Origin of the sequence: Lysobacter yananisis (assembly GCF_031199375.1) — a bacterium.
GTDB lineage: Bacteria > Pseudomonadota > Gammaproteobacteria > Xanthomonadales > Xanthomonadaceae > Lysobacter > Lysobacter yananisis.
Genome location: NZ_CP133568.1, coordinates 362,461 through 386,786, shown reverse-complemented (window position 1 = coordinate 386,786; position 24,326 = coordinate 362,461). Strand labels below are relative to the sequence as shown.

Annotated in this window: 27 protein-coding genes and 1 pseudogene; 15 read left to right on the top strand and 13 right to left on the bottom strand. The window is 71.3% G+C overall.

Features of this window, described 5'->3' with window-relative positions; translation table 11 throughout:
- Positions 1 to 310 precede the first annotated feature (310 nt).
- From RDV84_RS01735 to RDV84_RS01720, 4 genes are all read left to right on the top strand, one after another.
- Entirely contained in the window at positions 311 to 1,486 is a 1,176-nt protein-coding gene (locus RDV84_RS01735; RefSeq protein WP_309152268.1) for a phosphoglycerate kinase, read from the top strand.
- 3 nt (positions 1,487 to 1,489) lie between these two features.
- A complete protein-coding gene (locus RDV84_RS01730) occupies positions 1,490 to 2,140 on the top strand; it encodes an HAD hydrolase-like protein (protein ID WP_057946434.1) in 651 nt (216 codons plus the stop codon).
- Positions 2,141 to 2,403: 263 nt separating this feature from the next.
- Positions 2,404 to 2,634, top strand: coding sequence for a DUF6289 family protein (locus RDV84_RS01725; protein ID WP_057946435.1), 231 nt, complete (start codon positions 2,404 to 2,406; stop codon positions 2,632 to 2,634).
- A gap of 241 nt (positions 2,635 to 2,875) precedes the next feature.
- A complete protein-coding gene (locus tag RDV84_RS01720) occupies positions 2,876 to 3,100 on the top strand; it encodes a DUF6289 family protein (RefSeq protein WP_057946436.1) in 225 nt (74 codons plus the stop codon).
- Positions 3,101 to 3,240: 140 nt separating this feature from the next.
- On the opposite strand, the pseudogene RDV84_RS25680 reads toward RDV84_RS01720, so the two are convergent.
- Positions 3,241 to 3,327 (bottom strand): annotated as a pseudogene (locus RDV84_RS25680) (DUF6053 domain-containing protein); the annotation flags it as partial.
- Positions 3,328 to 3,405: 78 nt separating this feature from the next.
- Positions 3,406 to 4,032 carry a GNAT family N-acetyltransferase gene (locus RDV84_RS01715; protein ID WP_057946437.1) on the bottom strand — a complete coding sequence of 209 codons (627 nt, stop codon included), beginning with the start codon at positions 4,030 to 4,032 and terminating at the stop codon, positions 3,406 to 3,408.
- Between the two features lie 194 nt (positions 4,033 to 4,226).
- Here RDV84_RS01715 and pyk point away from each other — a divergent pair, with 194 nt between their 5' ends.
- Positions 4,227 to 5,693 carry a pyruvate kinase gene (pyk, locus tag RDV84_RS01710; RefSeq protein ID WP_057946438.1) on the top strand — a complete coding sequence of 489 codons (1,467 nt, stop codon included), beginning with the start codon at positions 4,227 to 4,229 and terminating at the stop codon, positions 5,691 to 5,693.
- 103 nt (positions 5,694 to 5,796) lie between these two features.
- Positions 5,797 to 6,750 carry a hypothetical protein gene (locus RDV84_RS01705; protein ID WP_057946439.1) on the top strand — a complete coding sequence of 318 codons (954 nt, stop codon included), beginning with the start codon at positions 5,797 to 5,799 and terminating at the stop codon, positions 6,748 to 6,750.
- Between the two features lie 331 nt (positions 6,751 to 7,081).
- Here RDV84_RS01705 and RDV84_RS01700 read toward each other — a convergent pair whose 3' ends face one another.
- Positions 7,082 to 8,407, bottom strand: a complete 1,326-nt coding sequence (locus RDV84_RS01700; RefSeq protein WP_309152267.1) for a hypothetical protein — start codon at positions 8,405 to 8,407, stop codon at positions 7,082 to 7,084.
- A 277-nt stretch (positions 8,408 to 8,684) separates the two neighbouring features.
- On the opposite strand from RDV84_RS01700, the gene RDV84_RS01695 reads away from it, so the two are divergent.
- The 3 genes from RDV84_RS01695 (at position 8,685) to RDV84_RS01685 (ending at position 11,165) form a co-directional block, all read left to right on the top strand.
- Positions 8,685 to 9,695, top strand: coding sequence for a class I fructose-bisphosphate aldolase (locus RDV84_RS01695; RefSeq protein ID WP_057946441.1), 1,011 nt, complete (start codon positions 8,685 to 8,687; stop codon positions 9,693 to 9,695).
- A 95-nt stretch (positions 9,696 to 9,790) separates the two neighbouring features.
- Positions 9,791 to 10,426: a LysE family translocator gene (locus RDV84_RS01690; RefSeq protein ID WP_057946442.1), complete on the top strand. Its 636-nt coding sequence runs from the start codon at positions 9,791 to 9,793 to the stop codon at positions 10,424 to 10,426.
- Positions 10,427 to 10,490: 64 nt separating this feature from the next.
- Complete coding sequence (locus RDV84_RS01685; protein WP_309152266.1) at positions 10,491 to 11,165, top strand: hypothetical protein; 675 nt, start codon at positions 10,491 to 10,493, stop codon at positions 11,163 to 11,165.
- Positions 11,166 to 11,318: 153 nt separating this feature from the next.
- Here RDV84_RS01685 and cysK read toward each other — a convergent pair whose 3' ends face one another.
- Positions 11,319 to 12,275, bottom strand: coding sequence for a cysteine synthase A (gene cysK / locus RDV84_RS01680; protein ID WP_309152265.1), 957 nt, complete (start codon positions 12,273 to 12,275; stop codon positions 11,319 to 11,321).
- Between the two features lie 327 nt (positions 12,276 to 12,602).
- On the opposite strand from cysK, the gene RDV84_RS01675 reads away from it, so the two are divergent.
- From RDV84_RS01675 to RDV84_RS01665, 3 genes are read left to right on the top strand one after another with little or no spacing between them, the layout of a single operon-like run.
- Positions 12,603 to 13,724: an efflux RND transporter periplasmic adaptor subunit gene (locus RDV84_RS01675; protein ID WP_057946445.1), complete on the top strand. Its 1,122-nt coding sequence runs from the start codon at positions 12,603 to 12,605 to the stop codon at positions 13,722 to 13,724.
- Positions 13,717 to 13,911 carry a hypothetical protein gene (locus RDV84_RS01670; RefSeq protein ID WP_309152264.1) on the top strand — a complete coding sequence of 65 codons (195 nt, stop codon included), beginning with the start codon at positions 13,717 to 13,719 and terminating at the stop codon, positions 13,909 to 13,911. Before RDV84_RS01675 ends, RDV84_RS01670 begins: the two co-directional genes overlap by 8 nt.
- A complete protein-coding gene (locus tag RDV84_RS01665) occupies positions 13,908 to 17,033 on the top strand; it encodes an efflux RND transporter permease subunit (RefSeq protein WP_309152263.1) in 3,126 nt (1,041 codons plus the stop codon). The genes RDV84_RS01670 and RDV84_RS01665 overlap by 4 nt, the downstream gene beginning before the upstream one ends.
- Positions 17,034 to 17,159: 126 nt before the next feature.
- Here the strand turns inward: RDV84_RS01665 and RDV84_RS01660 are convergent, their stop codons facing one another.
- Both RDV84_RS01660 and RDV84_RS01655 read right to left on the bottom strand, forming a co-directional pair.
- Complete coding sequence (locus RDV84_RS01660; protein WP_309152262.1) at positions 17,160 to 17,468, bottom strand: peptidyl-tRNA hydrolase; 309 nt, start codon at positions 17,466 to 17,468, stop codon at positions 17,160 to 17,162.
- A gap of 99 nt (positions 17,469 to 17,567) precedes the next feature.
- Positions 17,568 to 18,029 (bottom strand): Imm10 family immunity protein, encoded by a 462-nt coding sequence (locus RDV84_RS01655; protein ID WP_309152261.1) that lies wholly within the window; start codon positions 18,027 to 18,029, stop codon positions 17,568 to 17,570.
- A gap of 68 nt (positions 18,030 to 18,097) precedes the next feature.
- Here RDV84_RS01655 and RDV84_RS01650 point away from each other — a divergent pair, with 68 nt between their 5' ends.
- Both RDV84_RS01650 and RDV84_RS01645 read left to right on the top strand, forming a co-directional pair.
- Complete coding sequence (locus RDV84_RS01650) at positions 18,098 to 18,655, top strand: GNAT family N-acetyltransferase (RefSeq protein ID WP_309152260.1); 558 nt, start codon at positions 18,098 to 18,100, stop codon at positions 18,653 to 18,655.
- Positions 18,645 to 19,790 (top strand): TrmH family RNA methyltransferase, encoded by a 1,146-nt coding sequence (locus RDV84_RS01645; protein ID WP_309152259.1) that lies wholly within the window; start codon positions 18,645 to 18,647, stop codon positions 19,788 to 19,790. Before RDV84_RS01650 ends, RDV84_RS01645 begins: the two co-directional genes overlap by 11 nt.
- 68 nt (positions 19,791 to 19,858) lie before the next feature.
- Here RDV84_RS01645 and RDV84_RS25675 read toward each other — a convergent pair whose 3' ends face one another.
- From RDV84_RS25675 to RDV84_RS01640, 3 genes are all read right to left on the bottom strand, one after another.
- The gene (locus RDV84_RS25675; RefSeq protein ID WP_425606456.1) at positions 19,859 to 19,945 is read right to left on the bottom strand and encodes a DUF6053 domain-containing protein; all 87 of its coding nucleotides are present in this window, start codon (positions 19,943 to 19,945) and stop codon (positions 19,859 to 19,861) included.
- 173 nt (positions 19,946 to 20,118) lie between these two features.
- Entirely contained in the window at positions 20,119 to 20,169 is a 51-nt protein-coding gene (locus tag RDV84_RS25670; RefSeq protein ID WP_425606457.1) for a DUF6053 domain-containing protein, read from the bottom strand.
- A gap of 18 nt (positions 20,170 to 20,187) precedes the next feature.
- Entirely contained in the window at positions 20,188 to 20,916 is a 729-nt protein-coding gene (locus tag RDV84_RS01640; protein WP_309152258.1) for a hypothetical protein, read from the bottom strand.
- 96 nt (positions 20,917 to 21,012) lie between these two features.
- Between RDV84_RS01640 and RDV84_RS25665 the strand changes: the two genes are divergently transcribed.
- Positions 21,013 to 21,153, top strand: coding sequence for a DUF6053 domain-containing protein (locus RDV84_RS25665; RefSeq protein WP_425608190.1), 141 nt, complete (start codon positions 21,013 to 21,015; stop codon positions 21,151 to 21,153).
- On the opposite strand, the gene RDV84_RS25660 is transcribed toward RDV84_RS25665, so the two are convergent.
- From RDV84_RS25660 to RDV84_RS01625, 4 genes are all read right to left on the bottom strand, one after another.
- A complete protein-coding gene (locus tag RDV84_RS25660; protein ID WP_425606459.1) occupies positions 21,135 to 21,200 on the bottom strand; it encodes a DUF6053 domain-containing protein in 66 nt (21 codons plus the stop codon). The two genes, RDV84_RS25665 and RDV84_RS25660, sit on opposite strands and share 19 nt — an antisense overlap.
- Before the next feature lie 85 nt (positions 21,201 to 21,285).
- Positions 21,286 to 22,689, bottom strand: a complete 1,404-nt coding sequence (locus RDV84_RS01635) for a M20/M25/M40 family metallo-hydrolase (RefSeq protein WP_309153666.1) — start codon at positions 22,687 to 22,689, stop codon at positions 21,286 to 21,288.
- A 426-nt stretch (positions 22,690 to 23,115) separates the two neighbouring features.
- Entirely contained in the window at positions 23,116 to 23,523 is a 408-nt protein-coding gene (gene mscL / locus RDV84_RS01630; protein ID WP_057946453.1) for a large-conductance mechanosensitive channel protein MscL, read from the bottom strand.
- A 74-nt stretch (positions 23,524 to 23,597) separates the two neighbouring features.
- Positions 23,598 to 24,326 (bottom strand): fumarylacetoacetate hydrolase family protein, encoded by a 729-nt coding sequence (locus RDV84_RS01625; RefSeq protein WP_309152257.1) that lies wholly within the window; start codon positions 24,324 to 24,326, stop codon positions 23,598 to 23,600.

The window sequence follows — 24,326 nt, the reverse complement described above, 5'->3', positions numbered from 1 at the left end:
GGCTTTCGCCGGAATGACGGTGGGTGGTTTCGGCGGGACTGTGTTGCCGCAGTCCCCGCAATCCCCGCAGACGCAGCGCCGCCGCCGGATACGAACCGGCCGCAGCCCCTGTAGGAGCGGCGCAAGCCGCGACCGCGCCAGGACAGCGACGACGAAAGCGCCCTTGCCCTCGGAACCACCCGCGCTCCCGCCATTCAGCCCAACGGTTCCCTTCGCCCCCCGCCCCCGCGACAATAGCCACCCCAGCCGCGCCCCGAGCCGGCCGCGGTCCGTCCGCGCATCCCCGTTTCCGCATCGCCCAGGAGGCCCCGTGTCCATCGTCCGCATGACCGACCTAGATCTCGCCGGCAAGCGAGTGCTGATCCGCGAAGATCTCAACGTCCCCATCGACGATGGCCGCATCACCTCCGAGCAGCGCATCCTCGCCGCGATCCCGACGCTGAAGCTGGCGCTGGAGAAGGGCGCGGCGGTGATGGTGACCTCGCATCTGGGCCGGCCCAAGGAAGGCCAGTGGAGCCAGGCCGATTCGCTGGCGCCGGTGGCCGCGCGCCTGTCCGAACTGCTCGGCATCGAGGTGCCGCTGGTCAAGGATTGGGTCGATGGCGTCGAAGTGGCGCCCGGCCAGTTGGTGCTGCTGGAGAATTGCCGCATGAACGTCGGCGAGGGCAAGGACGACGAGGCGCTGGCGAAGAAGTACGCGGCGCTGTGCGACGTGTTCGTCATGGACGCCTTCGGCACCGCCCACCGCGCCCAGGCCTCGACCCACGGCGCGATCCGTTACGCCAAGACCGCCGCCGGCGGCCCGCTGCTGATGGCCGAGCTGGACGCGCTGGCGCAGGCGTTGGACAACCCGGCGCGGCCGCTGCTGGCGATCGTCGCCGGCTCCAAGGTCTCGACCAAGCTGGAACTGCTGTCCTCGCTGGTGTCCAAGGTCGACCAGCTCATCGTCGGCGGCGGCATCGCCAACACCTTCATCGCCGCGATGGGCCACAACGTCGGCAAGTCGCTGGTCGAGAACGACCTGATCGACACCGCGAAGAAGATCATGGCCGACGCCAAGGCGCGCGGCGCCGACATTCCGGTGCCGACCGACGTCGTGGTCGCTCCGGCGTTCGCCGCCGATGCGCCGGCCACGGTCAAGGCGGTCGACGCGGTCGGCGCCGACGACATGATCCTCGACATCGGCCCGGACACCGCCGCGCGCTACGCGCAGATGATCGCGCAGGCCGGCACCGTGGTCTGGAACGGCCCCGTCGGCGTGTTCGAATTCGACGCCTTCGGCAAGGGCACCGAAGCCTTGGCGCGCGCGATCGCCGCGTCGAAGGCGTTCTCCATCGCAGGCGGCGGCGACACCCTCGCGGCGGTCGACAAGTACGGCATCGCCGAGCAGGTGGGCTACATCTCCACCGGCGGCGGCGCGTTCCTGGAGTTCCTGGAAGGCAAGGAACTGCCGGCGGTGGCCGCGCTCAAGCAGCGCGCGGGCTGAGCGATGAGCGCACAACAACCGGTGTTGTTCTTCGATCTCGACGGCACCTTGATCGATTCCTCGGTCGGCATCACCCGCTCGATCGCCTATGCGCTGGAGACCATGCGCCACCCGGTGCCCGACCCGCAAGCGCTGCGCGGCTGGATCGGCCCGGCGCTGCGCACCAGCTTCCAGCCGCTGTTGGGCGACGAGGACAAGGTCGAGCAGGCGGTGGCGCTGTACCTGGAGCGCTACGGCCGCGAAGGCTGGACCGAGCACAGCGTCTACGACGGCATCGCCGAACTGCTCGACGGCCTGCGCGCGGCCGGTTACCGCATGGCCGTGGTCACCGCCAAGAACGAGAACAACGCGCGCAAGATCCTCGAGCACCTGCCGTTCGGCGCGCACTTCGAGGACATCGTCGGCTGCACCGACGACGGCCGCCTGACCCACAAGGTCGAGCTGATCGGCGAGGCGCTGGGCCGTTTCGGCCTGACCCCGGCGCAGTGCGTGATGATCGGCGACCGGCGCATGGACATCGAAGGCGCGGCCCAGCACGGCATGGCCGGCGTCGGCGTGCTGTGGGGCTTCGGCAGCGAACAGGAACTGCGCCAGGCCGGCGCGCAGCGCATCGCGACGGCGCCGGCGCAGTTGCCGGAATTGCTCGCCGCCTGAGCGCGGCGGCATCGGTGGATATCGCAGCGGCCGCACTCGCGGCCGCTTTCGTTGGTGCGGCTTCGTTGGCGCGGCCCTCGCGCATCGGCGCGCGTCATGTTGGCGATCGCGGCCCGGCCGAACCGGTCGTCCGTCCGTCGCCGGGGCCCGAGCACCGGCGCGTTTTCGCGACTGCGATCACGGCGCGGTCGGGCGCGGCGCGCGCCGCACGCATGCTAGCGTCCGCTCGCGGCCAAGGAGGCCGCGCACCGGAGTAACGAGCGATGAGCCGCAAGCTTCAAGCCGCCGCACTGGGACTGTTGGTCGCGCTGATGGCGACCAGCGCGGTATCGATCCCGCAGTATCCGCCGCTGGCGCCGGGCTACCAGCGCGACTTCTACGACGACCAGGGACACTTGGTCGGGCGCTGGGTCAACGACTGCGACAACGTGCACTTCAGCCAGTGGGGCGTCAGGACCAACCGCTGGAAGGATTCGCCGACGATCTGCCTGTAAGCGGGCCCGCGCGGAAGAGGGGCCGCGTCCGCGCTGTCATGCGCGCTCTCGCGCGCCCGGCCGCGCGACCGCGGCCCCTTCCGCCGTTTGCGCCGCGGCCAAAAAACGCCAAAAGCGAAGCCAATCACGCTTACGCAACGGCATGACATCCGAGGTGACAGCCGCTCGCACACCGCGCGACCGCGCTCGGCTAGCGTGCTTGCGCGGCGAATGAGCGCCGCGAACTCGGGAGAGCAGGCACATGCGTCGTATCGGATTCTTCTCCGCGGCCTTCGCCGTGGCGCTGGCGGGCACGATGTCGTTCGCCGCGCTGGCCAACAGCTGGCAGGGCACCTGGACCTACTACAACGCCGAAGGCGCGCAGATCGGCCGCTGGACCGCCGGTTGCGGCGCGGCCGACGGCCGCTGGGGCGACACCAGCGGCAGCAACAAGCGTTTCACCCAGGGCTGCGCGGTCGAAAGCTGACCGTCCGCCCGCCGCTCGCGGACGCCGCCGCCGCGACGAGGCGGCGCGCGTCCGCGGCCGCGCCCGCGTTGCGATCGCCGCGCGGGCCAGTGTTCAGGGGAGGGGCCAGGAGCGGATCGCCAGGGGATCGGCTGGGTGGGAGGGGCTTCGGTCCCGATGCTCTGCCGGCCGCTTCGCGTCGCCTGAGCGCAAAGCGTCGGGACTGAAGTCCCTCCTACGGTCGGCATCGCGGTCGGCGCATGAAGCTGCGCCCGATTCGCGGCGGCTCGAGCGTGCGGCTGGATGCGCGCGGCTCTGCAAATGGCTCAGCGCAACGCCGCGGCAGCCGTCGCGCGCCGTTGCCGCCAGTCGCTGGCCAGCAAGCCCAGCAATTCGCTGTCGGTGACCCGCTCGCCGACGAAGAAGCTCTCGCGCTGCCGGCCTTCGGTGAGGAAGCCGTGGCGGTGCAGCAGCGCGCGCGAGGCCTGGTTGTCGGGGTCGATGCCGGCGTCGATGCGGTGCAGGCCCACGCGGTCGACCGCCCAATCCAGCGCCAGCGCGGTCGCCTCGCTCGCCAGCCCGCGGCCCCAATGGTCGGCATGCAGCGCGTAGCCGAGTTCGGCGCGGCGGTGCGCGGCGTCGAAGCGGAACAGCGTGCAGGTACCGACCAGCGCGTCGTTCTCGTCGGCGATCGCCCAGTTGAGCAGGCTGCGCGCCTGCATGCCGGCGTGGATCTGCTCGATCAGTTCGCGCGCCTCGGCGATGTCCTGCATCGGCGGCCGGCTCCAGAAGCGGGTCACCCGCGCATCGCCGAACAGCGCGAACAACGCCGCGGCGTCGTCCTCGCGCGGGCCGCGCAGGCGCACGCGCGGCCCCTGCAGCACGGGGAAGCCGTCGAGCGCGGCGAGGAAGTCGGCGATGGCCTGGCTATGCGGCGAAAGAGGCAAGGGCATGGTGCGTCCGGAAGGCGGTGGAGCCGGTCGCGGCGAGGCCGCGCGGCGGTGCGGTGCGGAAGGGTGACATGCGCCGCGGTATGCGCCGCGCGCAGTGCGATATACGGCGTTTGCGCGTGCCGGCCGCTGCGCCGCCGGGCCCGCGCAATGCAGCCAAGCTATGCTAGCGTGGCCGGCAGTCCAGAGAGTCTGCCATGTCCCACAGTCCGCGACGCACCAAGATCCTCGCCACGCTCGGCCCGGCCACCGATCCGCCGGGCGTTCTCGACGCCCTGCTCAAGGCCGGCGTCGACGTGGTCCGCCTGAACTTTTCCCACGGCGATCCGTCGTCGCAGGTCGCGCGCGCCGAAGCGGTGCGCGAGGCGGCGCAGCGGGTCGGGGTGGAAGTGGGCATTCTCGCCGACCTGCCGGGCCCGAAGATCCGCATCGAACGTTTCGCCGAAGGCCGCGTACTGCTCAAGGCCGGCGACCGTTTCGACCTGATCGCCAAGGACAATCCGCCGCCGGGCAACCTGCGCGAGGTCGGCGTGAGCTACCTCGGCCTGCCCGGCGACGTCGCCCCCGGCGACGTGCTGCTGCTCGACGACGGCCTGCTGCAACTGCGCGTCGGCGCGGTCGAAGGCGAGCGCATCGTCACCACCGTGCTCAACGACGGCGCGCTGTCGGACCGCAAGGGCCTCAACAAGCTCGGCGGCGGCCTGTCGCTGGGCGCGCTGACCGAACGCGACAAGGAACTGATCGGCGTGGCCGCGCAGATCGGCGTGGACTTCATCGCGGTCTCGTTCTGCCGCAACGCGCAGGACATGAACGACGCCCGCGCCATCGCCCGCGCCGCCGGCAGCGAGGCGGCGCTGGTGTCGAAGATCGAGCGCGCCGAGGCGATCGAGAACCTGGCCGAGATCGTGGAAGCCAGCGACGTGGTCATGGTCGCGCGCGGCGATCTCGGCGTCGAGATCGGCGACGCCGAACTGCCGGGCCTGCAGAAGAAGATCATCCGCGAATCGCTGGCGCGCAACCGGGTGGTGATCACCGCCACCCAGATGCTGCAGTCGATGGTCGACAATCCGATCCCGACCCGCGCCGAAGTGCTCGACGTCGCCAACGCGGTCATCGACGGCACCGACGCGGTGATGCTGTCGCAGGAATCGGCCGCCGGCCGCTATCCGGTCAAGGCGGTCGAGGCGATGTCGCGCATCTGCCTGGGCGCCGAGCGCCAGTTCGACCACGACACCGATTTCGAGGCCGCGCCGCGCAACCTGCAGCGCGCCGACCAAGCCATCGCCATGGCGGCGATGTTCCTGTCCGAGCACATCGGCGTGCGCGCGATCGTGGCGATGACCGAATCCGGCGGCACCGTGCGTTTCCTCTCGCGCTTCCGTTCGAACGCGCCGATCTACGCGTTCTCGCGCCATGCCGGCGCGCGCCGGCAGATGGCGCTGATGCGCGACGTCTATCCGATCGATTTCGACAGCCGCGGCATGGCCTCGCGCGACGCCGCGCGCAACGTGGTCAAGCAGTTGTTCGACGCCGGCATGCTCGAAGCCGGCGAGCGGATGATCTTCACCAGCGGCGACACCATGGAGCAGCACGGCGCGACCAATACCCTGCGCCTGCTGCAGGTGGGCGACGGCGGCAGCGCCGAAGGACTGGGCGAACTGTAAGCCGCGCGGTCGCGCCGCGACCGTCGCCGATCGCATCGCGCCGGCCCGTAGGGCCGGTGCGTTCGCGTTTTCGCGTGTTTCTTCCCCCACAGGAGTCCAGAGCATGAAACTGCGCATTTCCGGACAGGAACAAGAACAGGGCCAGGAGCCGCAACAGGCGCAGGCCGCGCCGGAACAGGCCGGCCCGAGCTACGACGTCAGGGCCTTGAACGAACACCTCGGCGACCGCCACGCGCGGCAGCAACAGCCGGCGGGCCCGGAGCAGGGTCCGGCGCTGGACTGGCAGCGCAACGGCCCGGGCCAGTGGGCCGAGCCCGGCGCGCAGGCGCCGCAGCCCGCGCAGGCCGATCTCACTCCCGAGCAGCGCATGCAGCGTTACCGCGAAGTGGTGCAGGGCGCGATGGACGCCTACAGGGGCGAGGTCGCGACCGAACGCGAGAACGCCGCCTCGCGGCGCGCGGCCCATCCCGAAGGGCCGCAGGTCAACGCCGAGCGCGCGCGCGAACAGGAGAAGCACTGGTCGGGGATCGAATCCGCCGCCAGCCAGCTCAACGCGCTGGTCAAGAACCCGATCCCGGCGGCGGCGGAAGCCCGCTTCAGGCCGCTGATCGACGATCGCGTCGACAACATGGTGCAACTGGCGGCCACCCCGCAGCGGCCCGACGTCGAGCGCATCCGCAACCAGGACGACGTGCGCGGCCGCCAGCCGCACCAGGAACTGGGCAAGGACGGCGACGGCCGCTATCACCTGACCGACCCGAGCACGGGCCAGCGCGCCGCGGCCAACGGCGACTTCGTGTTCGTGATTCCGGTGTCGAATCCCTCGCAGGTGTGGATCGGCGAGCGCGCCACCGGCGGGCACACCGCCATTTCCCGCGGCGGCGACGTCTACTACGCGGGCGAAGTTTCGTTCCGCGACGGCGAGATCACCCGCTGGAGCAACGACAGCGGCCACTACCGGCCCAATGCCGACCTGCATCGCCAGGTCGGCAGTGCCTCGATCGCCACGCTCGAAGGCCTGTTGCCGCGCGATAAGTTCCAGCCCTACAACGGCTGAGCGCTTCGGCCGGAGCGTGTTGTAGGAGCGGCGCAAGCCGCGACCGCGGCAATGCGATTACGGCGGAACCTCCTGGTTCCGTCGTAGTCGCCTTCCTTCGCCTGGGCAACCGCGAAAGCGAGATCGAAATGGGTTCCGGCTTTCGCCGGAATGACGGAGCAGGGGCGTTGTCGCCGGAGCTCCCTGTAGGAGCGGCGCAAGCCGCGACCGCGACAACGCAACTACGACGGAACCAACCGGTTCCGTCGTACCGCTTGATCAAACCGGGTTCCAGCTTTCGCCGGAATCACGCGATGGGCCGACCGATAAGGACCGGCCGCAACGCCAGCGCTCAGACGCCGACGTAGCCGCCCTGGTAGGCCTTCTTCCACTGGCCGCCCTTGCGCGACCAGACCTGGTAGTCCACGCCTTCGTACTGCCCGACCTGGAAGATCAGCTCCGGCACGCCGTCGCCGTCGAGGTCGAGGCGGTCGAAGAAGCGCGGCGATTCCAGCATGTCGCCGCCGTTGCTACTGCTCTGGCTGCCGACCACGCGGTAGCCGCCCTTGCCGTCGCCTTCCAGGATCGCCGAGGCGGCGACGCTGGTCTCGACCTGGTCCGGGCCGGCGACCGGCAGGTTCCACACCACCGTGGCGATCGCCATCGGGCCGGCGCTGCCGGCCTCGAAGCTGTGCAGCTCCATGCCCAGGTCGCGTTCGTGGTCGGGCTTGGCCTTGAGCGCGCGTTCGATCTGCGCGCGCTCGACCTTCTGCTGGCGCAGGCCGGCGCGCAGCGCGTCCTCGGCGGCCTTGCGCGCGGCCGCGGGCGCCGCCGCGTCGGCGACCGGCTTGGCCGAGGTGGCGGGGAAGTTGGTCGCCAGGCCGCGGGCATCGTCGCTGCGCGCGGTGGCCGGCGCGATCCGCACGTGCGCCTCGCCGGTGACGTCGGACAGCGCCACGTCGAGCACCTGGGCGATGCCGTCGGCGCCGCCGCGGCGGAAGAAATACAAGCCGCGCAGCGGCGGGAAATAGCGGGTGCTGGCGTCGGCGTCCTGCAAGCGGCCGTCGTCGCCGATGCGCGCGAGCGGCGCGGCGTAACCGCGCTCGACCACGAACAGCAGCTTGGGTTCGCCGCTCAGGCGCTCGGGCTTGGGCGAGAGCATGCGGTCGCGGAATTCGCCGGCCTTGCGCGCGCCTTCGGCGTCGCCGGCCTTGCTCAAGGTGTCGATCAGCAACTGGTGGCCCGGCGCCTGGTACGGCGCCAGCGCGACGATGCGCTCGGCCACGGTCTTGCGCTGGTCGGGCGCGGCCGCGGCGTAGTCGGCGTTGAGCGAGGCCAGGGTCGGCGCCTTGGCCTGCAGCAGGTCGGCGCGGATCCAGCCGACCGAGGGCTGCGGCAGTTCCGAGGTGCCGCGTACCCAACCGTCGCGCTCGCATTCCAGCGTCACCGCCGCGGCGATGGGGATGCGCGCGACCACGCCGCCGTCGGCGCGCGGCACCGGCCGCATGAACGCGCCGGTGACGGCGACATAGCGGGTGCCGGATTTCGGCGCGGCCTTGCAGGCGGCGACGGCTGCGGCGAATTCGTCGTCGGCGGGACCGGCATGGGCGAGTCCGGCGGCGGCGAGCGCGGCGGCGAGCAGGGCGACCTGCGGCAGGGAGCGGGCGAACAACGGCATCGGTGCAGTCCTTGGCGGCGAATCTTGGGTGCGCAGGCTAGGCGTTGCGGCCGGCGCGCGCAATCGCGACGGGGCGTGGCGGCGCCGCGCCGAGGCGCCGACTGAACGGGCCGCCGCCGCGCGCGGCGGCGCGCGTTGGTATTGATGACCTGTCGCGCTTGAAAACGGTTACCGCCGAAACTGGGCGCAAGTACCTGATTCGGAAGGCGCAGCGAGGGGCAAGGTTCACCGCCAGCGGCTATAATCGCGGGCTTCCCACCGCTGCCGCAGGATCTCCATGAGCATCGAACAGCTTGCCGAAACCGCCCAGGCCATGGTCGCCGCGGGCAAGGGCATCATCGCGATCGACGAGTCGACGACCACCATCGCCAAGCGCTTCGCCGGGGTGGGCATCGAGAACACCGAAGAGAATCGCCGCGCCTACCGCGAGCTGCTGCTGGCCACGCCGAACCTGAGCGACTACATCTCCGGCGCGATCCTGTTCGACGAAACCCTGCGCCAGTCGACCAAGGCCGGCGTGCCGTTCGCCAAGCACATGGCCGATCACGGCATCATCCCGGGCATCAAGGTCGACAAGGGCCCGCAGCCGCTGGCCGGCTTCCCGGGCGAAGTCGTCACCGAAGGCCTCGACGGCCTGCGCGCGCGCCTGGAGGAGTACTACAAGCTCGGCGCCCGCTTCGCCAAGTGGCGCGCGGTGATCAACATCAGCGACGACATCCCCTCGGGCACCTGCATCGAAGCCAACAGCCACGCGCTGGCGCGCTACGCCGCGCTGTGCCAGGAGCAGGGCCTGGTGCCGATGGTCGAGCCGGAAGTCATCATGGACGGCAGCCACGACATCGACACCTGCTTCGAAGTCACCGAAGTCACCCTGCGCTCGCTGTTCGGCGCGCTGTACGAGCACAGCGTGCTGCTGGAAGGCACCATCCTGAAGGCCTCGATGGTCCTGCCGGGCACCACCGCCGCCGAGCAGGCCAGCGTCGAGGACGTCGCCGCGGCGACCCTGCAGTGCCTGAAGTCGACCGTGCCGGCGACCCTGCCGGGCATCGTGTTCCTGTCCGGCGGCCAGTCCGACGAGGACGCCACCGCCCACCTCAACGCCATGAACCAGATGGGCCCGAACCCGTGGCCGCTGTCGTTCTCCTACGGCCGCGCGATGCAGTCGGCGGCGCTGAAGCTGTGGTCGCAGGACCTGGTGAACAACTACGCCAAGGCGCAGCAGACCGTGTACGAGCGCGCCAAGGCCAACGGCCTGGCGGCGCTGGGCCAGTGGAAGTCGGCGGCGTAAGCTGTCGCTTCCGCAGCCTCCGAAAACGCCGGCCTCGCGCCGGCGTTTTTCGTTTTCGGCGCTTCGATTCCCCGCCAAGCCAGACCGGACCCCTCATGGAAACCCAGTGGCTCGCTTTCTCCGTCGCCGCGCTGATGCTTACGCTGATGCCCGGCCCGGACACCTTCCTGGTGATGGGCAACGCGGTCGCCGGCGGCGCGCGCCGCGGCCTGGCCGCGGCGGCCGGCACCACCAGCGGCGGCCTGTTCCACGTGGCCCTGTTCGCGCTTGGCGTGACCCAGTTGCTGATGTATTCCGAGCGCGCGTTCTGGACGGTGAAGATGCTCGGCGCGTTCTATCTGGCCTTCCTCGGCATCAGGGCCCTGCGCGCGGCGCTGCGGCCGCGCGCCGACGCGCCGGCACTGGAGCTGGAACTGGCGCCGCCGGCATCGAGCCTGTGGCGCGCCTTCGCCCAGGGCGCGCTGACCAACGCGCTGAACCCGAAGATCGCGATGTTCTACCTCGCGTTCCTGCCGCAGTTCCTCGCGCCCGGCCCGCACATGGCGCGCGATTCGATGCTGATGATCGGCCTGCACTACGCCATCGGCGCGGTGTGGCTGGCGATCGTCGCGATCGGGTCGGCGCGCATGGCCGGGGCGATGCGCAGCGCCAGGGTCGCGCGCGCGCTGGACGGGGTGATCGGCACGATGATGCTCGGCTTCGGCGCGCGCCTGGCGCTGGCCTCGCGCTGAGCGCCGTGGCGCCGGCGGTCGGGCGCGGCTAGGCTGGGCGCGTCCATCCGCAGGGAGCGCCGCGATGTCCTTGGAACCGGGTTTGTTCGTGCCTACGCGCGCCGACGCGCTGATCCGCGGCCAGCGCAAGGTCGAGGCGATCAAGGCGGTGCTCGACGCCAATCCCGGCGCGTCGTTGCGCGCGGCCAAGGACGCGGTGGAGGCGCGCACGGACGCGTTGCTGGCCGGTTCCGCGGCGTCGCTGTCTTCGCCGGCCGGCGAGGCGCGCGAAACCGCGGGCCTGCCGGCGGCCGCGCTGGAAGCGCTGCAGCGCGGCCAGATCATCGAGGCGATCAAGCTGGTGCGCCTCGCGCACGATGTCGATCTGCGCACGGCCAAGCAGCGGGTGGAAGCGCATCTGCGCGGAGACGTCGGCGCGGACGTCGGTATCGATGCCGATGCAGCGCAGCCGGATGCCGCGGCGTCCGCGCCGGGCGAACTGCCCGCGGACGTGGCATCGCTGCTGCGAGGTGGCGACCGCGGTGCGGCTTGGCAGCTGCTGGAACGCAAGTACGGCGCGACCGCGACCGAGGCGCTGCGCCGCATCGGCGATTACGAGATCGCGCGCAAGCGTGGCGGTCGCGGCCGCGGCGCCGCCGCCGGATCGACGGTGGTGCGCGGCGACAACAACGGCAAGCTGGTGGCGTGGGCGTTGCTGGCGGCGGTCGCGGCGCTGGCAGTGGCGTGGGTGTTGTGGTGAGCGTTCGGTCGTAGGCGGACGGCGGTCGCGTGGGTTTCGCCGCCGTCGTCGTGGCGCGGTCGCGGCTTGCGCCGCTCCTGCAGGGGCTTCGGTCGGTTCGTTCGCGACCGCGACACCGCGCTTACGGCGACACCGCCGAAGCCCCGCGCCGCGTCATTCCAGCGACGCCAGCCACTCCTCGTCGCTGCCTTCGTTGACGCCTTCGAACAGGAACGTCGACAGGTAACGCTCGCCGGTATCGGGCAGCATCGCCAGCACCACCGCGCCGGCGTCCGCGCCTTGCGCGACCTGCAACGCCGCGGCCATCGTCGCGCCGGCGGAGATGCCGACGAAGATGCCTTCCTCGGCGGCGAGCCGGCGCGCGGTGTCGCGCGCCAGCACGTCGTCGACCGGCACGATCTCGTGCGCGGCGTCGCGGTCGAGCACGGCCGGGACGAAGTCCGGCGTCCAGCCCTGGATCTTGTGCGGCGCCCAGGCGTTGCCCGACAGCAGCGCCGCGCCGGCCGGTTCGCAGGCGGTGACGCGCACCTCCGGCCGCGCCAACTGCAGCATCTGCGCCACCCCGGTGAGGGTGCCGCCGGTGCCCCAGCCGGTCACGAAATGGTCGAGCCGGCGGCCGGCGAAGTCCTGCAGGATCTCCGCGGCGGTGGTGTTGCGGTGGAACGCCGGGTTGGCCGGGTTCTCGAACTGGCGGGCCAGGAACCAGCCGTGCTGCTCGGCGAGCTCGGCGGCGCGGCGGACCATGCCGCTGCCGCGCTCGGCCGCGGGCGTGAGGATGACCTTGGCGCCGTAGGCGCGCATCAGCTTGCGCCGCTCGATCGAGAAGGTCTCGGTCATCACCGCGACGAAGCGGTAGCCGCGCGCCGCGCACACCATCGCCAGGGCCACGCCGGTGTTGCCCGAGGTCGCCTCGATCACGGTGTCGCCGGGCTTGAGCAGGCCGCGCGCCTCGGCGTCGAGGACGATCGCCAGCGCCAGCCGGTCCTTGACCGAGCCGCCGGGATTGAACGCCTCGACCTTGGCGTACAGCGCCACATGGCCCGGCGCGATGCGGTGCAGGCGCACCACCGGGGTGCGGCCGATGGTCTGCAGGATGCTGTCGTAGATCATGGGACGGCTCCGTGGGGGAAAGTCTGGAGTATGCCCCCGGCCGCGCTGCGCGGCGGCGTCGCCGGCCGCGGTCGCGCGCCGGAGCGGACGGTTTGCCGAATCCGGGGCGAAGCGGTCAACCAATGGCCCACGCGCGAGTTCACAGTCCGCGGCTAGAATCGCGCGGCTTCACCGCCCTGCGGCCTGGGCGCCACCGGCTGCGGCAACGCAGGTCGCGCAAACCGCATGGCACGCACCGTCCGCGCGGACGGTGCGTGCGGCGCTCCTGGGGAGAGGCGCCGCTATGCCGTCCACGCCAGCACTCGCCAGCCCCGTTCAGAGATCCGCATGCGACCACGTCCCGCCCTTCGTTCCGGCTGTCTCCTCGCTTTCGCCCTGGCCCTGGCGGCGTGCGGCAAAGGCGGCCAGCCGCAGGCCGGAGCGGGCGGCGGGCCCGGCGGCGGCCAGGGCGACCGCCCGATCCCGGTGACCGCCGAGCCGGTGCGCCTGCGCGCCTGGAACGACACCGTGCAGGCGCTGGGCAACGTCAAGGCGCGCGAGTCGGTCACGGTCACCGCCAAGGTCAGCGAGATCGTGCAGAGCGTGCACTTCGACAGCGGCGACCACGTCGCCGCCGGGCAGTCGCTGGTCACCCTCAGCGGCAAGGCCCAGCTCGCCGCGCTGGCCCAGGCCGAGGCCACCGCCAAGGAAGCCGAGCAGCTCTACCAGCGCCAGACCGAGCTGGCCGCGCAGCAATTGATCGCGCGCTCGGCCCTGGACACCCAGCGCGCCACCCGCGACGCCACCCGCGCGCGGGTCGAGCAGATGAAGGCCGACATCGGCGATCGCCAGGTGCGCGCGCCGTTCGCCGGCGTGCTCGGCATCCGCCAGGTCAGCCCCGGCGCGCTGGTGACCCCGGGCACGCCGATCGCCACCCTCGACGACACCGAGCGCGTCTACATCGACTTCCCGGTGCCCGAGACCCTGCTCGCGCGCGTAGCCAAGGGCCAGGACGTGACCGGCACCAGCGCGGCCTATGCCGGCAAGGAATTCCACGGCAGCGTCGGCACCGTCGATGCGCGCGTGGACCCGACCACCCGCGCGGTGACCGTGCGCGCCGACTTCGCCAATCCCGGCCACCTGCTGCGCCCGGGCATGCTGGTGCAGGTGACCCTGATCCAGCCCGAGCGGCAGGCGCTGCTGGTGCCGGAGATCTCGGTGGTGCAGGTCGGCAACGATTCCTATGTCTACCGGCTCAAGCCCGACGCCACGGTCGAGCGCGCCGATGTCCAGGTCGGCTCGCGCCGGCAGGGGCTGGCCGAGATCCTCGACGGCCTCGCGGTCGGCGACACCATCGTCGTCGACGGCACCGGCAAGCTGCGCGCCGGCAGCAAGGTGCAGGCCGCCGGCGCGCCGGCGCGCGAAGCCGGCGCGCCGTCCGGCGCCGCGAAGGACGGCCGCAATGGCTGAGGCGGGCTTGCTGAAGTGGCTGCGCGCGGTGGTGCCCGGGTTGAAGCCGCGCGCGTCCGCCGGGGGCGAGGCTGAAGACAAGCCCGGCGCGCCGGTCTACGTGCCCGCCCGGCGCGGCCCGCACGCGCGCCGCGGCGCGGCCCAGGGCGACGGCGGCGGCAAGGGCAAGGGGAGCGCGCGGCGATGATGCTGTCCGACGTCTCCATCCGCCGGCCGGTGTTCGCCACGGTCATGAGCCTGCTGCTGATCGTGCTCGGGATCATGGCGTTCTCGCGCCTGACCCTGCGCGAGCTGCCGGCGATCGACCCGCCGATCGTCTCGGTCGACGTGACCTATCCCGGCGCCTCGGCGGCGGTGGTGGAAACCCGCATCACCCAGGTGCTGGAAGACGCACTCGCCGGGATCGAGGGCATCGAGACCATCGAATCGCGCAGCGTCAACGGCCGCGCCTCGGTCAGCATCGAGTTCACCCTGCAGCGCGACATCGAAGCCGCCGCCAACGACGTGCGCGACGCGGTCAGCCGGGTCATGGACCGCATGCCCGACGAGGCCGATCCGCCGGAAGTGGAGAAGGTCGAGAGCGACTCCGACCCGGTGCTGTGGCTCAACATGAGCTCGAAGAAGATGGACACCCTGCAGCTGTCGGATTACGCCGACCGCTACGTGGTGGACCGGCTGTCCTCGGTCGACGGCGTCGCCCAGGTCCGCATCGGCGGCCAGCAGCGCTACGCCATGCGCATCTGGTTGAACCAGGACGCGCTGGCCGCGCGCGACATCACCGTCAACGAAGTCGAGAACGCGCTGCGCTCGGAGAACGTCGAGTTGCCGGCCGGCCGGATCGAATCGCAATCGCGCGACTTCACCCTGCGGGTCGCGCGCAGCTACCAGAAGCCCGCCGACTTCGCCCAGATCCCGCTGAAGAAGGGCGCCGACGGCTACGTGGTGCGGCTCGGCGACGTGGCCAAGATCGAGCTGCAGTCGGCCGAGCGCCGCGCTTACTACCGCAGCAACGGCGAGCCCAACATCGGCCTGGGCATCGTCAAGACGTCCACCGCCAACAGCCTCGACGTCGCCCGCGCGGTGCGCGCGGAGGCCGACAAGATCCGCCCGACCCTGCCCGAAGGCACCGACATCTTCGTCGCCTTCGACACCACCGTGTTCATCGAATCGGCGGTGGAGCGGGTCTACCACACCCTGGTCGAAGCCGTGGTCCTGGTGCTGATCGTGATCTGGCTGTTCCTCGGCAGCTTCCGCGCCGCGCTGATCCCGGCGGTGACGGTGCCGGTGTGCCTGATCGCCGCGTTCATTCCGCTGTACGCGTTCGGCTTCTCGATCAACCTGCTGACCCTGCTGGCGCTGGTGCTGTGCATCGGCCTGGTCGTGGACGATGCGATCGTGGTGCTGGAGAACATCCAGCGCCGCGCCGACCTCGGCGAGCCGGCGCTGGTCGCGGCCGCGCGCGGCACCAAGCAGGTCGCGTTCGCGGTGATCGCCACCACCGCGGTGCTGGTGGCGGTGTTCCTGCCGGTCGGTTTCATGGAAGGCAATACCGGACGGCTGTTCCGCGAACTGTCGGTGGCGCTGGCCGGCGCGGTCGCGCTGTCGGCGTTCGTGGCGCTGACCCTGACGCCGATGATGTCGTCCAAGTTCGTGCGCCCGCACAGCCAGGAAAAATCGAATCCGGTCAATCGCTGGATCAATGCGCGCCTGGACGCACTGTCCAACGGCTATCGCGGCTTGCTCGACCGCACGGTCGAGCGGCCGTGGCTGTTCGGCGCGCTGTTGCTGGCGGCGCTGGCGCTGAGCTTCGGCCTGTTCAAGCTGGTGCCGTCGGAACTGGCGCCGCAGGAGGACCGCGGCTCGTTCCAGATCTCGATCCAGGGCCCGGAAGGCGCCGGCTTCGACTACACCGTCAAGCAGGTGCAGCAAGTCGAGAAAATCGTCGCCGCCCACACCGGCCAGGACCAGACCATCCAGCGCTACAACCCTCGCGTGCCCGGCGGTTTCGGCGCCAGCGAGGAGATGCACACCGGCCGCATCGCGGTGTTCCTGCAGGACTGGAAGCGGCGCGAGAAGAGCACCGCGCAGGTCGCCGACAGCCTGCGCGCGGAACTCGGCGCGCTGCCGAGCGTGCGCGCGCTGCCGCAGGTCGGCGGCGGCCTGGTGCGCACCCGCGGCCAGCCGATCCAGATCGTGCTCGGCGGCCCCGAGTACGCCGAACTGGCGCAGTGGCGCGACCGCATCCTGGCCCGGATCGAGCAGAACAAGGGCCTGTTCTCGGCCGATTCGGACTACAAGGAAACCCGGCCGCAGATGCGGGTCGAGATCGACCGCCAGCGCGCCGCCGACCTCGGCGTCAGCGTCACCGACATCGGCCACGCGCTGGAGACCCTGATGGGCTCGCGCCGGGTCACCACCTTCGTCCAGAACGGCGAGGAGTACGACGTGATGGTGCAGGCCGACCGCGACCTGCGCGCCTCGCCGGCCGACCTCGCCGCGATCCAGGTGCGCGCGCGCGACGGCGGGTTGGTGCCGCTGTCGAATCTGGTGACACTGAAGGAACTGGCCGAAGCCGGCAGCCTCAACCGCTTCAACCGCCTGCGCGCGATCACCGTCAGCGCCGGCGTCGCCCCGGGCTACACCGTCGGCGAGGCGATCGCGTGGTTGAACCAGGTCGTCGCCGAGGAACTGCCCGAGCACGCGCAGATCGACTGGAAGGGCGAATCGCGCGAATACCAGAAGGCCGGCGGCGCGGTGCTGATGACCTTCACCCTGGCGCTGCTGGTGGTGTACCTGGTGCTGGCCGCGCAGTTCGAGAGCTTCATCCACCCGTTCGTGATCATGCTGACCGTGCCGCTGGGCGTGCTCGGCGCCTTGCTCGGGCTGTGGATGACCGGCGGTACGCTGAACCTGTTCAGCCAGATCGGCATCGTCATGCTGGTCGGGCTGGCGGCGAAGAACGGCATCCTCATCGTCGAATTCGCCAACCAGCTGCGCGACGAAGGCCGCAGCATCCACCAGGCGATCGTCGAATCCTCGGCGGTGCGCCTGCGCCCGATCCTGATGACCTCGATCGCCACCGTGGTCGGCGCGGTGCCGCTGGTGCTGGCCGGCGGTCCCGGTTCGGCCAGCCGCGCGACCATCGGCATCGTGGTGATCTTCGGCGTGTCGTTCTCGACCCTGCTGTCGCTGTTCATCGTGCCGGCGTTCTACGTGCTGCTGGCGCGGTTCACCAAATCGCCCGAAGCGGTGGCGCAGGAACTCGAGCGGCTGGAGCAGGACACTCCGCAAGCCGGCGGCCACGCGTAATCCCGACAGCCCCTGTAGGAGCGGCGCGAGCCGCGACCGCGACAATGCGATTACGCCGTCGGTTTCGTCGTAGTTGAGTTGTCGCGGTCGCGGCTCGCGCCGCTCCTACAGGGAGAAAACGGGCGGTCAGGCGTCCTTGTACAGGCGCAGGAACTTGAACATCTTCGGCCACTCCTCTCGCGGTCTGAACGCGATCGCGACCTCGCGCCCGCCGAGCGCCGATTCGGTCAGCACCACATGGTCCTCTACCGCCTTGGCGTTCTCGAACTCGCGGGCATTGGCCTTGCACACCGCCTTGAAGAACGGGCCGTCGAGCCATTGCGCGGTTTCCGGCGCGTCGCGGAACTTGAGGTAGGCGGCCAGCGAGGCATGGGCGACGGCGACCATGGCGAAGCCCAGCGGCACGTCGTCGCGGACGAGGATGTACATCTTCATGTCGGTAAATCCGGGGAGAGGAAACGTTAGGCGCGGCCGCTGAGGCGGCGCGGGTGCGGCGATATGCGATGCCGCCGGCTGGGGACGCGGACAGGTCCGTCAGGCTGTGGTGGTGCCTGTGCCTGTGCCTGTGCTGGAGCTTGTACTTGTGCGGGCAGCGCCCGCCGCCGGCTCGCACTCGACCACGCGCCCGCACTCGTATCCGCTCATGCGCGCCAGAATCGCCAGCGCCTCGCGCTTGCCGGCCTGCGCGTCCGCCCAGGTCAGCCGCAGCGCGGCGTCGAATTCCAGGCTGCGGCGGCCGTCGTCGTTCAGTTCGAGCGCGACCGCCTGTTCGCCGGCATGGATGCGGTCGGCGCCGGCATAGCCGCCGCGGCTCTGGTCGTCGCGTTCCAGGTAGATCGCGGCCATGCCCAGGGCGCGGTCCTGGGCGTCGGGACGCAGCCCGCAGACGATGTGCAGCACGTCCAGCGGCCGGTGCTCGGACGCGAACCCCAGGCTCACCCACAGACAGCCGTCGTCTTCGCCGCTGTGGATTTCTTCGATCGGGTAGGTCCGCATGCGCCGCTCCTGGCCGTGCCGCGGCGGCGGCGTTTGCAGCGCGGCGACGGCGAAATTAGGCTACCCGCATGAACCCCGATCCCGCCACCCTCCCGCCGCCGCAGGGCGAGGGATTCGTGCTGCGTCCCTGGCGTCGCGACGACCTCGACAGCCTGCTCGTCCACGCCGACGACGCCCAGGTCTCGCGCGCGCTCAGCGACCGTTTCCCGTACCCGTACACGCGCGCCGACGGCGAGCGTTTTCTCGAAGGCCAGGTCATCGATCTCGAGCATCCGGTGTTCGCCATCGAAGTCGACGGCCGCGCGGTCGGCGGCATCGGCGCGCACCCCGGACGCGGCGAACGCGGCCACGGCGCCGAATTCGGTTACTGGCTCGGGCAGCGCTTGTGGGGCGCGGGGCTGATGACCCGGGTGATCGCGGCGTTCGCGCCGTGGGCGATGCAGCGGCTGCAGCTGTACCGGCTGTGCGCGATGGTGCTCGACGACAATCCGGCCTCGGCGCGGGTGCTGTTGAAGAACGGTTTCGAAGAAGAGGGCGTGCAGCGTTGCGCCGTGTACAAGCACGGGCACGTGCACGACCTGCGTGTGTTCGCGAAGGCGAGAAGGAGCCTGCAAGATGCGACGTGACGATCCCCCGCGCGGCCCGCGCAAGCCGCCCGGCAGTCCCTATGGCGCGGGCGGCGGGCAGCGCGGACCGGGCGCGCCCAGGGGCGATGGCGGCCCCGGCCAGGGCGGCCAAAGCCGTCAGAGCGGCCCAGGCGGCCCAGGCGGCCCGGGCGCTCACAGCGGTCAGGGCGGCGCCGGCGCGCCCGCCGGCGGCGACGGGCAGGGCCCGTGGCGCGAACGCGGCGGCTCGCATCACCCGCATTCGCGCGAGCAGCGCCGCGACCAGCGCGCGCGCCACGACGAGGTCGAGCACGACGAGCGCCCGCGCGGCCGCCATCACGAGCGTCATGAGCGCGGCTATCGCCGCCACGACGACGACGACCAGGGCGACGCAGCCGCCGGCGCGCCGCACCCGCAGCGCGCCCGTCGCGACGCCGAGATCCGCCTGTACGGCCTGAACGCGGTGCGCGCGGTGTTCGCGCAGCGGCCGCAGGCGCTGCGCAAGCTGTACCTGGACGCGCCGCGCATCCCGCAACTGCAGCCGCTGCTGGCCTGGTGCGTGGCCAACCGCGTCGGCTATCGCGTGGTCGAGAGCGCCGACCTGGACAAACTCGCCGCCAGCGGCCACCACGAAGGCGTGGTCGCCGAAGTGTTGCGCGAAGAACCCGCGCCGCTGTCGAGTTGGCTGCGCGACTTGCCCGCGGGGCCGCAGCTGGCTCTGTGGCTCGACGGCGTCGGCAACCCGCACAACCTCGGCGCGATCCTGCGCTCGGCCGCGCATTTCGGCGTGGCCGCGGTGTTGTTGCCGAAGGACTCGACCCTGGCCCTGTCGGGCGCGGCCGCGCGCGTGGCCGAGGGCGGCGCCGAAGCGGTGCCGATGGTGCGCCTGGGCCGCAGCGACAACGCCGTCGCCCAGCTGCGCGGCGCCGGCTTCGAGCTGGCCGCGACCGTGGTCGGCGGCGGCGAGGACGTGTTCGCCGCGCCGTTGCCGCCGCGCCTGATCTACGTGCTCGGCGCCGAAGGCGAAGGCATGGACCGCGAACTGGCCGCCGCCTGCGACCGGCGCCTGTCGATTCCCGGCACCGGGCGGGTGGAAAGCCTCAACGTCGCCGCCGCGACCGCGGTGCTGCTGGCTGCGTGGCGGTCGCGGCGCTGAGCGCTGGCGATCGCGTCTTGGTGTTGCGGGTGCTTGCTGGGAGGGCCTTCAGGCCCGATGCTTTTCGCTCAATTCGTGGCGATCTGGAACAAAAGCGTCGGGCCTGAAGGCCCTCCCACAACAGCGGCGCTCGCCGCTAGAAGATGCCCTTGCATGACAGCGGCGCTCGCCGCTCAGACGATGTGCTTGATTGCTTCGAGCAGGCTCATGTATTCCCGGGCCTGATCCGGCTGCTTGAGCATCGCGTCCAGGCAGACCACCAGCGCCGCCGCCTGTGCAGGCGCTGCAGTTTCTTGGTGGGAGGGCCTTCAGGCCCGACGCTTTCCGCTCAGTCCGCGGCGATCTGAAACAAAAGCATCGGGCCTGAAAGCCCTCCCACAACAGCGACATGCGCCGCTCAGACGATGTGCTTGATCGCTTCGAGCAGGCCGGCGTACTCCTCGGCCTGATCCGGTTGCTTGAGCATCGCGTCCAGGCACACCGCCAGCGCGGCCGCCTGCAGGGTCTGCAGGTTCTGCCGGTGCTGCGCGTCGGAGACCTTGCGCAGCCCGGACGCGAACGCGTCGGTGGCGGCGCGGTGGCCGTAGGCGAATTCGCCGGCCGCGCCGAGCACGGCTTCGTTGGATTGCTTGAGCGCCGATTCGATCTGCTGGTTGATCCCGCCGTAGCGATACGGCTCGCCGCCGGCGAGCGCGGCGCGCAGGCGTTCGAGCAGTTCCTCCGGCTCGGGCTGGGACGGATCGGCATCGTCGCCGGCCGGCGGCGGGGCGCTGCCGTTGCTTCCGGCGTGCGCGCCCGCGGAGGCGTTCGGCGTCGCCGCGGTGCCGTCGGTGTCGTCGTTGTCGGTGTTCTCGCTCATGGTCGCCTCGGGTGCGTGCGGACCGTCGCCGGCCGCGGACAGGTGGGCTTTCAACCGGCTCAGGCCATGGGCGAGGACCGCGTCGGCGCGTAACGCCGCTTCGCCCTGCTGCGCCAGCGCGCGCGCGCCCAAGGCCACGGTGGCCTCGCGCAGCGATCGCTGCAGCGCCGCCAACGCGAGCTGCGGCGAGGCCGCGTCGGCGCCGGGCGCCCGGCCGTCGTCGCGGCGCTGCGTGGGTTCGGCGGCGTCGTCGCGGGCGTCGGTCATCGCAAGGGCGGCTCCGGAAGGGCGGGCCGGACGGCGCGCTGTTCCGGAAATAACGCAAAGCGGCGCGCGGACAGGGCAGGGTGCGCGCGGCAAAGCGTGAGGGCGGCTACGGTTCCGGCGCGCGGCGCCGATGGCTTCGCGGCGAGGCCGCGAAGGCGATGCGCTTGTGGGGGGCTGGATGCTTTTGTGGGAGGGCCTTCAGGCCCGATGCTCTCCGCTCAGGTTGCGGCGATCTGAGCGGAGAGCATCGGGCCTGAAGGCCCTCCCACGAGAGCCAAGGCCATTGGCCTGGGAGCTCTTGCACAAGAGCCAAGGCATCGGCCTGCAGCTCCTGCTGCTGCAAGCGGAGCGTCCGGCGTCGGCCGGGGCTCACTCCTCCGGCGGCGACACCTGCTTCGGCGCGCTGCCGAAGTCGCCGTCGGCCGAAGCCGCCAGGTAGGCGAACACTGCGTACGCGGCGACGTTCTGCGCCAGCGCCTTGGGATCGATCTTGTCTAGGGTGTCGTCGGGCGTGTGGTGGTAATCGAAGTAGTCGCTGCCGTCCTGCGCCAGCCGCGCCCAGGCCAGGCCCTTGGCCGCGAACGGGCCGATGTCCGGGCCCGGGCCGCCCTTGCCGGGCGTGTGCTCGATGCCCAGCGGCGCCAGCGCATCGGCGATTTGCTTGTCGGCGGCCTGGGCGTAGTCCGGCGCCGAGCTGGAATAGGCATAGATGCGGCCGGCGCCGAAGTCGCTCTCCGCGCCGATCTGATGCTTGCGCACGTCGGCCGCGTGCTTGTCGGCGTAAGCCTTGCCGCCGTACAAGCCCTGCTCTTCGTTGGCGAAGGCGATCACCCGCACGGTGCGCGCCGGGCGCAGCTTGCTCTGGCCGATCAGCTTGGCCGCGGCCATGGTCAGGCCGACGCCGGCGGCGTCGTCGATCGCCCCGGTGCCCTGGTCCCACGAGTCCAGGTGGCCGCCGATGATCACCACTTCGTCGGGCTTGCCCTTGCCGCGGATCTCGCCGATCACGTTGTAGGACGTGGCCTGCCCGTCCCAACCGCAGTCCAGGGCCACGCGCACGCGGGTGGCGCCGCGCGCGGTCAGGCGCGCGAGCTGGTCGGCGTCGGGCGCCGACAGCGCCGCCGACGGCACCGGGGTCAGGCCTTCGTCGAAACGGGTGATGCCGGTATGCGGCATGCGGTGCGAGTCGGTGCCGGCCGAACGCATCAGGAAGCCGGCCGCGCCGGCGCGGATCGCCGCCGACGGGCCGCGGCCGCGCACGCGACCGCCCGGACCGTAGCCGGCACCGTCCTTTGCGCGCTGCATGGCGTAGTCGACGAAGGCGATCTTGCCGGCCAGCGAGCCGGCCGGCGCCGCTTCCAGCGCGGCCAGGTCGGCGAAGCGCACGACCTCGCCCTCGACCGTGCCGCCCGGGCTGCCGCCGAGCGCGGTCAGGCGCAACGGCTGGGCGCTGGCGCCGAGCACCTCGGCATGTTCGCTGCGGCGCTGCCATTTCGGGAACGTCACCGGCTCGGTCCAGACCTTGTCGAAGCCCAGCTCGCGGAACTTGGCCTGCGCCCACGCCACCGCGCGCGCATCGGCCTCGCTGCCGGCCAGGCGCGGGCCGACTTCGGTGGTCAGCGATTCGGTGATCTTGAAGCCCAGGTCGCTGGCCAGCGCGCGTTCGCGCAGTTCGCCGGCGGCATCGACCGCGGCCTGGGGAATGCGCGTTTCGCGCTGTGCGGCGGCGGCATCGCCGGCCAGGATCGAACCCGTGAACAACACGGCAGCCATCGCTGCCCACAGCGGTGCGCGCATCCCCAATCTCCTCGTGCTGGCCGGCCGCGCGGGAGGTCGCGCGGCGTAGGCGAAACGCCGAGCTTAACAACCCGCGGCGGGCGCGCTACCTGAGGAAAGTCACGCCGGACGCGCGGGATTTTTGTCGCTGGCCGCAGCGGGGTTTGATCCGCGCCGGTTCGCGCGTTTGGTCGTCCATCGTTTTGCCGTATTTGCCGATTCGGCGCCGCCAGCTCGGCGGCGTCGCACGGGTTGTCGCCGAAGCTGCACACGGCGTAGTCGTCGGCGCCGCCGCCGGCGCGTCCGAGATAGTCGCGCCAACAGGCGTCGGTGGCGGCGGTTTTGTCGGCCATGCGTGGCTGCGCCCGGAAACGAAGAAGGCCGCCACGAGGTGGCGCCCTTCGAAGGCTACGCGCGGCTCGCTTACTTCTTCAGCGAATCGCGGATCTCGCGCAGCAGCAGCACGTCTTCCGGCGTCGCCGCCGGCGCCGCCTCGGCCGGCTTGCGCACCTTGTTGTACGCCTTGAGGACGATGAAGATCACGAACGCGATCAGGATGAAGTCGATCGCGGTCTGCAAGAACATGCCGTACTTGATCGCCACTTCGGCCGCCACTTCCTTGCCGGCCGCGTCGAGCTGGGAGGGCTTGAGCACGTATTTCCAGTCGCTGACGCTGACCCCGCCGGTGATGTAGCCGATGGCCGGCATCACGATGCCGTCGACCAGGGCGGTGACGATCTTGCCGAAGGCCGCGCCGATGACCACACCGACCGCCAGGTCGACCACGTTGCCGCGCGCAATGAACTCTTTGAACTCGCTGATCATGCCCATCGCATGCTCTCTCCCAGGTTACGACTGAAGGACGGTGGACGGCGCCGGCCGATCCGGGCGGCGCCGGGGCCGGACTATAGCCGGGGCGGGGTGATGTGTCCGTGCAGCTCGGCCACGCCCTCCAGCACCGCGCGGTAGCGGTCGCCGGGCTGCAGCGCGGCGACGCCGGCCGGCGTGCCCATGTAGATCAGGTCGCCGGCGCGCAGCGCGTACAGCTGCGAGAGTTCGTGCAGGATTTCGGGGACGTTCCAGACCAGGTCGTCGAGCGTGCCGCGCTGGCGCAGCTCGCCGTTGACCTCCAGGCTCAGCGCGCGCGCGCCCAGTTCGCCCACGTCGGCGGCCGGCACGATCGCGCTGATCGGCGCGGCGTGGTCGAACGACTTGCCGGTGTCCCACGGCAGGCCCTTGGCCTTGGCCTGCGATTGCAGGTCGCGGCGGGTCAGGTCGAGGCCGACGGCGTAGCCGTAGACCAGCGCCTGCGCGTCCTCGACCGGCAGCACGCCGGCGGGCGCGTCGCGGCCGAGCGCGACCACCAGTTCGACCTCGTGGTGCAGGTCGGTGGTGCCGGGCGGATAGGGCACGGCCTCGCCGGTGTCCAGCGCGTCGGTGGGCTTGAGGAAGAAGGTCGGGCGGCCGCGGTCGGCGGCCGAGGTCGGCACCGCCGCGCCCATTTCGCGGGCGTGGTCGGCGAAGTTGCGGCCGACGCAGTAGACGCGGTGGACCGGGAAGGCGGCATCGGCGGCCAGGCCCTGGCCGCGGACGGGGATGCGGGTGGCCGGCGCGGCCGCGACGACGTCGCTCAT

Excerpts from the sequence above, each read along its gene's own strand:
- RDV84_RS01645 (WP_309152259.1), top strand. The coding sequence starts at position 18,645 with ATGCGACGTGACGATCCCCCGCGCGGCCCGCGCAAGCCGCCCGGCAGT.
- RDV84_RS01730 (WP_057946434.1), top strand. The coding sequence starts at position 1,490 with ATGAGCGCACAACAACCGGTGTTGTTCTTCGATCTCGACGGCACCTTG.
- RDV84_RS01660 (WP_309152262.1), bottom strand. The coding sequence starts at position 17,468 with ATGAAGATGTACATCCTCGTCCGCGACGACGTGCCGCTGGGCTTCGCC.
- RDV84_RS01690 (WP_057946442.1), top strand. The coding sequence starts at position 9,791 with ATGGAAACCCAGTGGCTCGCTTTCTCCGTCGCCGCGCTGATGCTTACG.
- pyk (WP_057946438.1), top strand. The coding sequence starts at position 4,227 with ATGTCCCACAGTCCGCGACGCACCAAGATCCTCGCCACGCTCGGCCCG.
- RDV84_RS01685 (WP_309152266.1), top strand. The coding sequence starts at position 10,491 with ATGTCCTTGGAACCGGGTTTGTTCGTGCCTACGCGCGCCGACGCGCTG.
- RDV84_RS25675 (WP_425606456.1), bottom strand. The coding sequence starts at position 19,945 with ATGCAAGGGCATCTTCTAGCGGCGAGCGCCGCTGTTGTGGGAGGGCCT.
- cysK (WP_309152265.1), bottom strand. The coding sequence starts at position 12,275 with ATGATCTACGACAGCATCCTGCAGACCATCGGCCGCACCCCGGTGGTG.
- RDV84_RS01695 (WP_057946441.1), top strand. The coding sequence starts at position 8,685 with ATGAGCATCGAACAGCTTGCCGAAACCGCCCAGGCCATGGTCGCCGCG.
- RDV84_RS01635 (WP_309153666.1), bottom strand. The coding sequence starts at position 22,689 with ATGGCTGCCGTGTTGTTCACGGGTTCGATCCTGGCCGGCGATGCCGCC.
- RDV84_RS01725 (WP_057946435.1), top strand. The coding sequence starts at position 2,404 with ATGAGCCGCAAGCTTCAAGCCGCCGCACTGGGACTGTTGGTCGCGCTG.
- RDV84_RS01700 (WP_309152267.1), bottom strand. The coding sequence starts at position 8,407 with ATGCCGTTGTTCGCCCGCTCCCTGCCGCAGGTCGCCCTGCTCGCCGCC.
- RDV84_RS01655 (WP_309152261.1), bottom strand. The coding sequence starts at position 18,029 with ATGCGGACCTACCCGATCGAAGAAATCCACAGCGGCGAAGACGACGGC.
- RDV84_RS01650 (WP_309152260.1), top strand. The coding sequence starts at position 18,098 with ATGAACCCCGATCCCGCCACCCTCCCGCCGCCGCAGGGCGAGGGATTC.
- RDV84_RS01675 (WP_057946445.1), top strand. The coding sequence starts at position 12,603 with ATGCGACCACGTCCCGCCCTTCGTTCCGGCTGTCTCCTCGCTTTCGCC.
- RDV84_RS01705 (WP_057946439.1), top strand. The coding sequence starts at position 5,797 with ATGAAACTGCGCATTTCCGGACAGGAACAAGAACAGGGCCAGGAGCCG.
- RDV84_RS01715 (WP_057946437.1), bottom strand. The coding sequence starts at position 4,032 with ATGCCCTTGCCTCTTTCGCCGCATAGCCAGGCCATCGCCGACTTCCTC.
- RDV84_RS01665 (WP_309152263.1), top strand. The coding sequence starts at position 13,908 with ATGATGCTGTCCGACGTCTCCATCCGCCGGCCGGTGTTCGCCACGGTC.
- RDV84_RS01670 (WP_309152264.1), top strand. The coding sequence starts at position 13,717 with ATGGCTGAGGCGGGCTTGCTGAAGTGGCTGCGCGCGGTGGTGCCCGGG.
- mscL (WP_057946453.1), bottom strand. The coding sequence starts at position 23,523 with ATGGGCATGATCAGCGAGTTCAAAGAGTTCATTGCGCGCGGCAACGTG.
- RDV84_RS01625 (WP_309152257.1), bottom strand. The coding sequence starts at position 24,326 with ATGAGCGACGTCGTCGCGGCCGCGCCGGCCACCCGCATCCCCGTCCGC.
- RDV84_RS01640 (WP_309152258.1), bottom strand. The coding sequence starts at position 20,916 with ATGACCGACGCCCGCGACGACGCCGCCGAACCCACGCAGCGCCGCGAC.
- RDV84_RS01720 (WP_057946436.1), top strand. The coding sequence starts at position 2,876 with ATGCGTCGTATCGGATTCTTCTCCGCGGCCTTCGCCGTGGCGCTGGCG.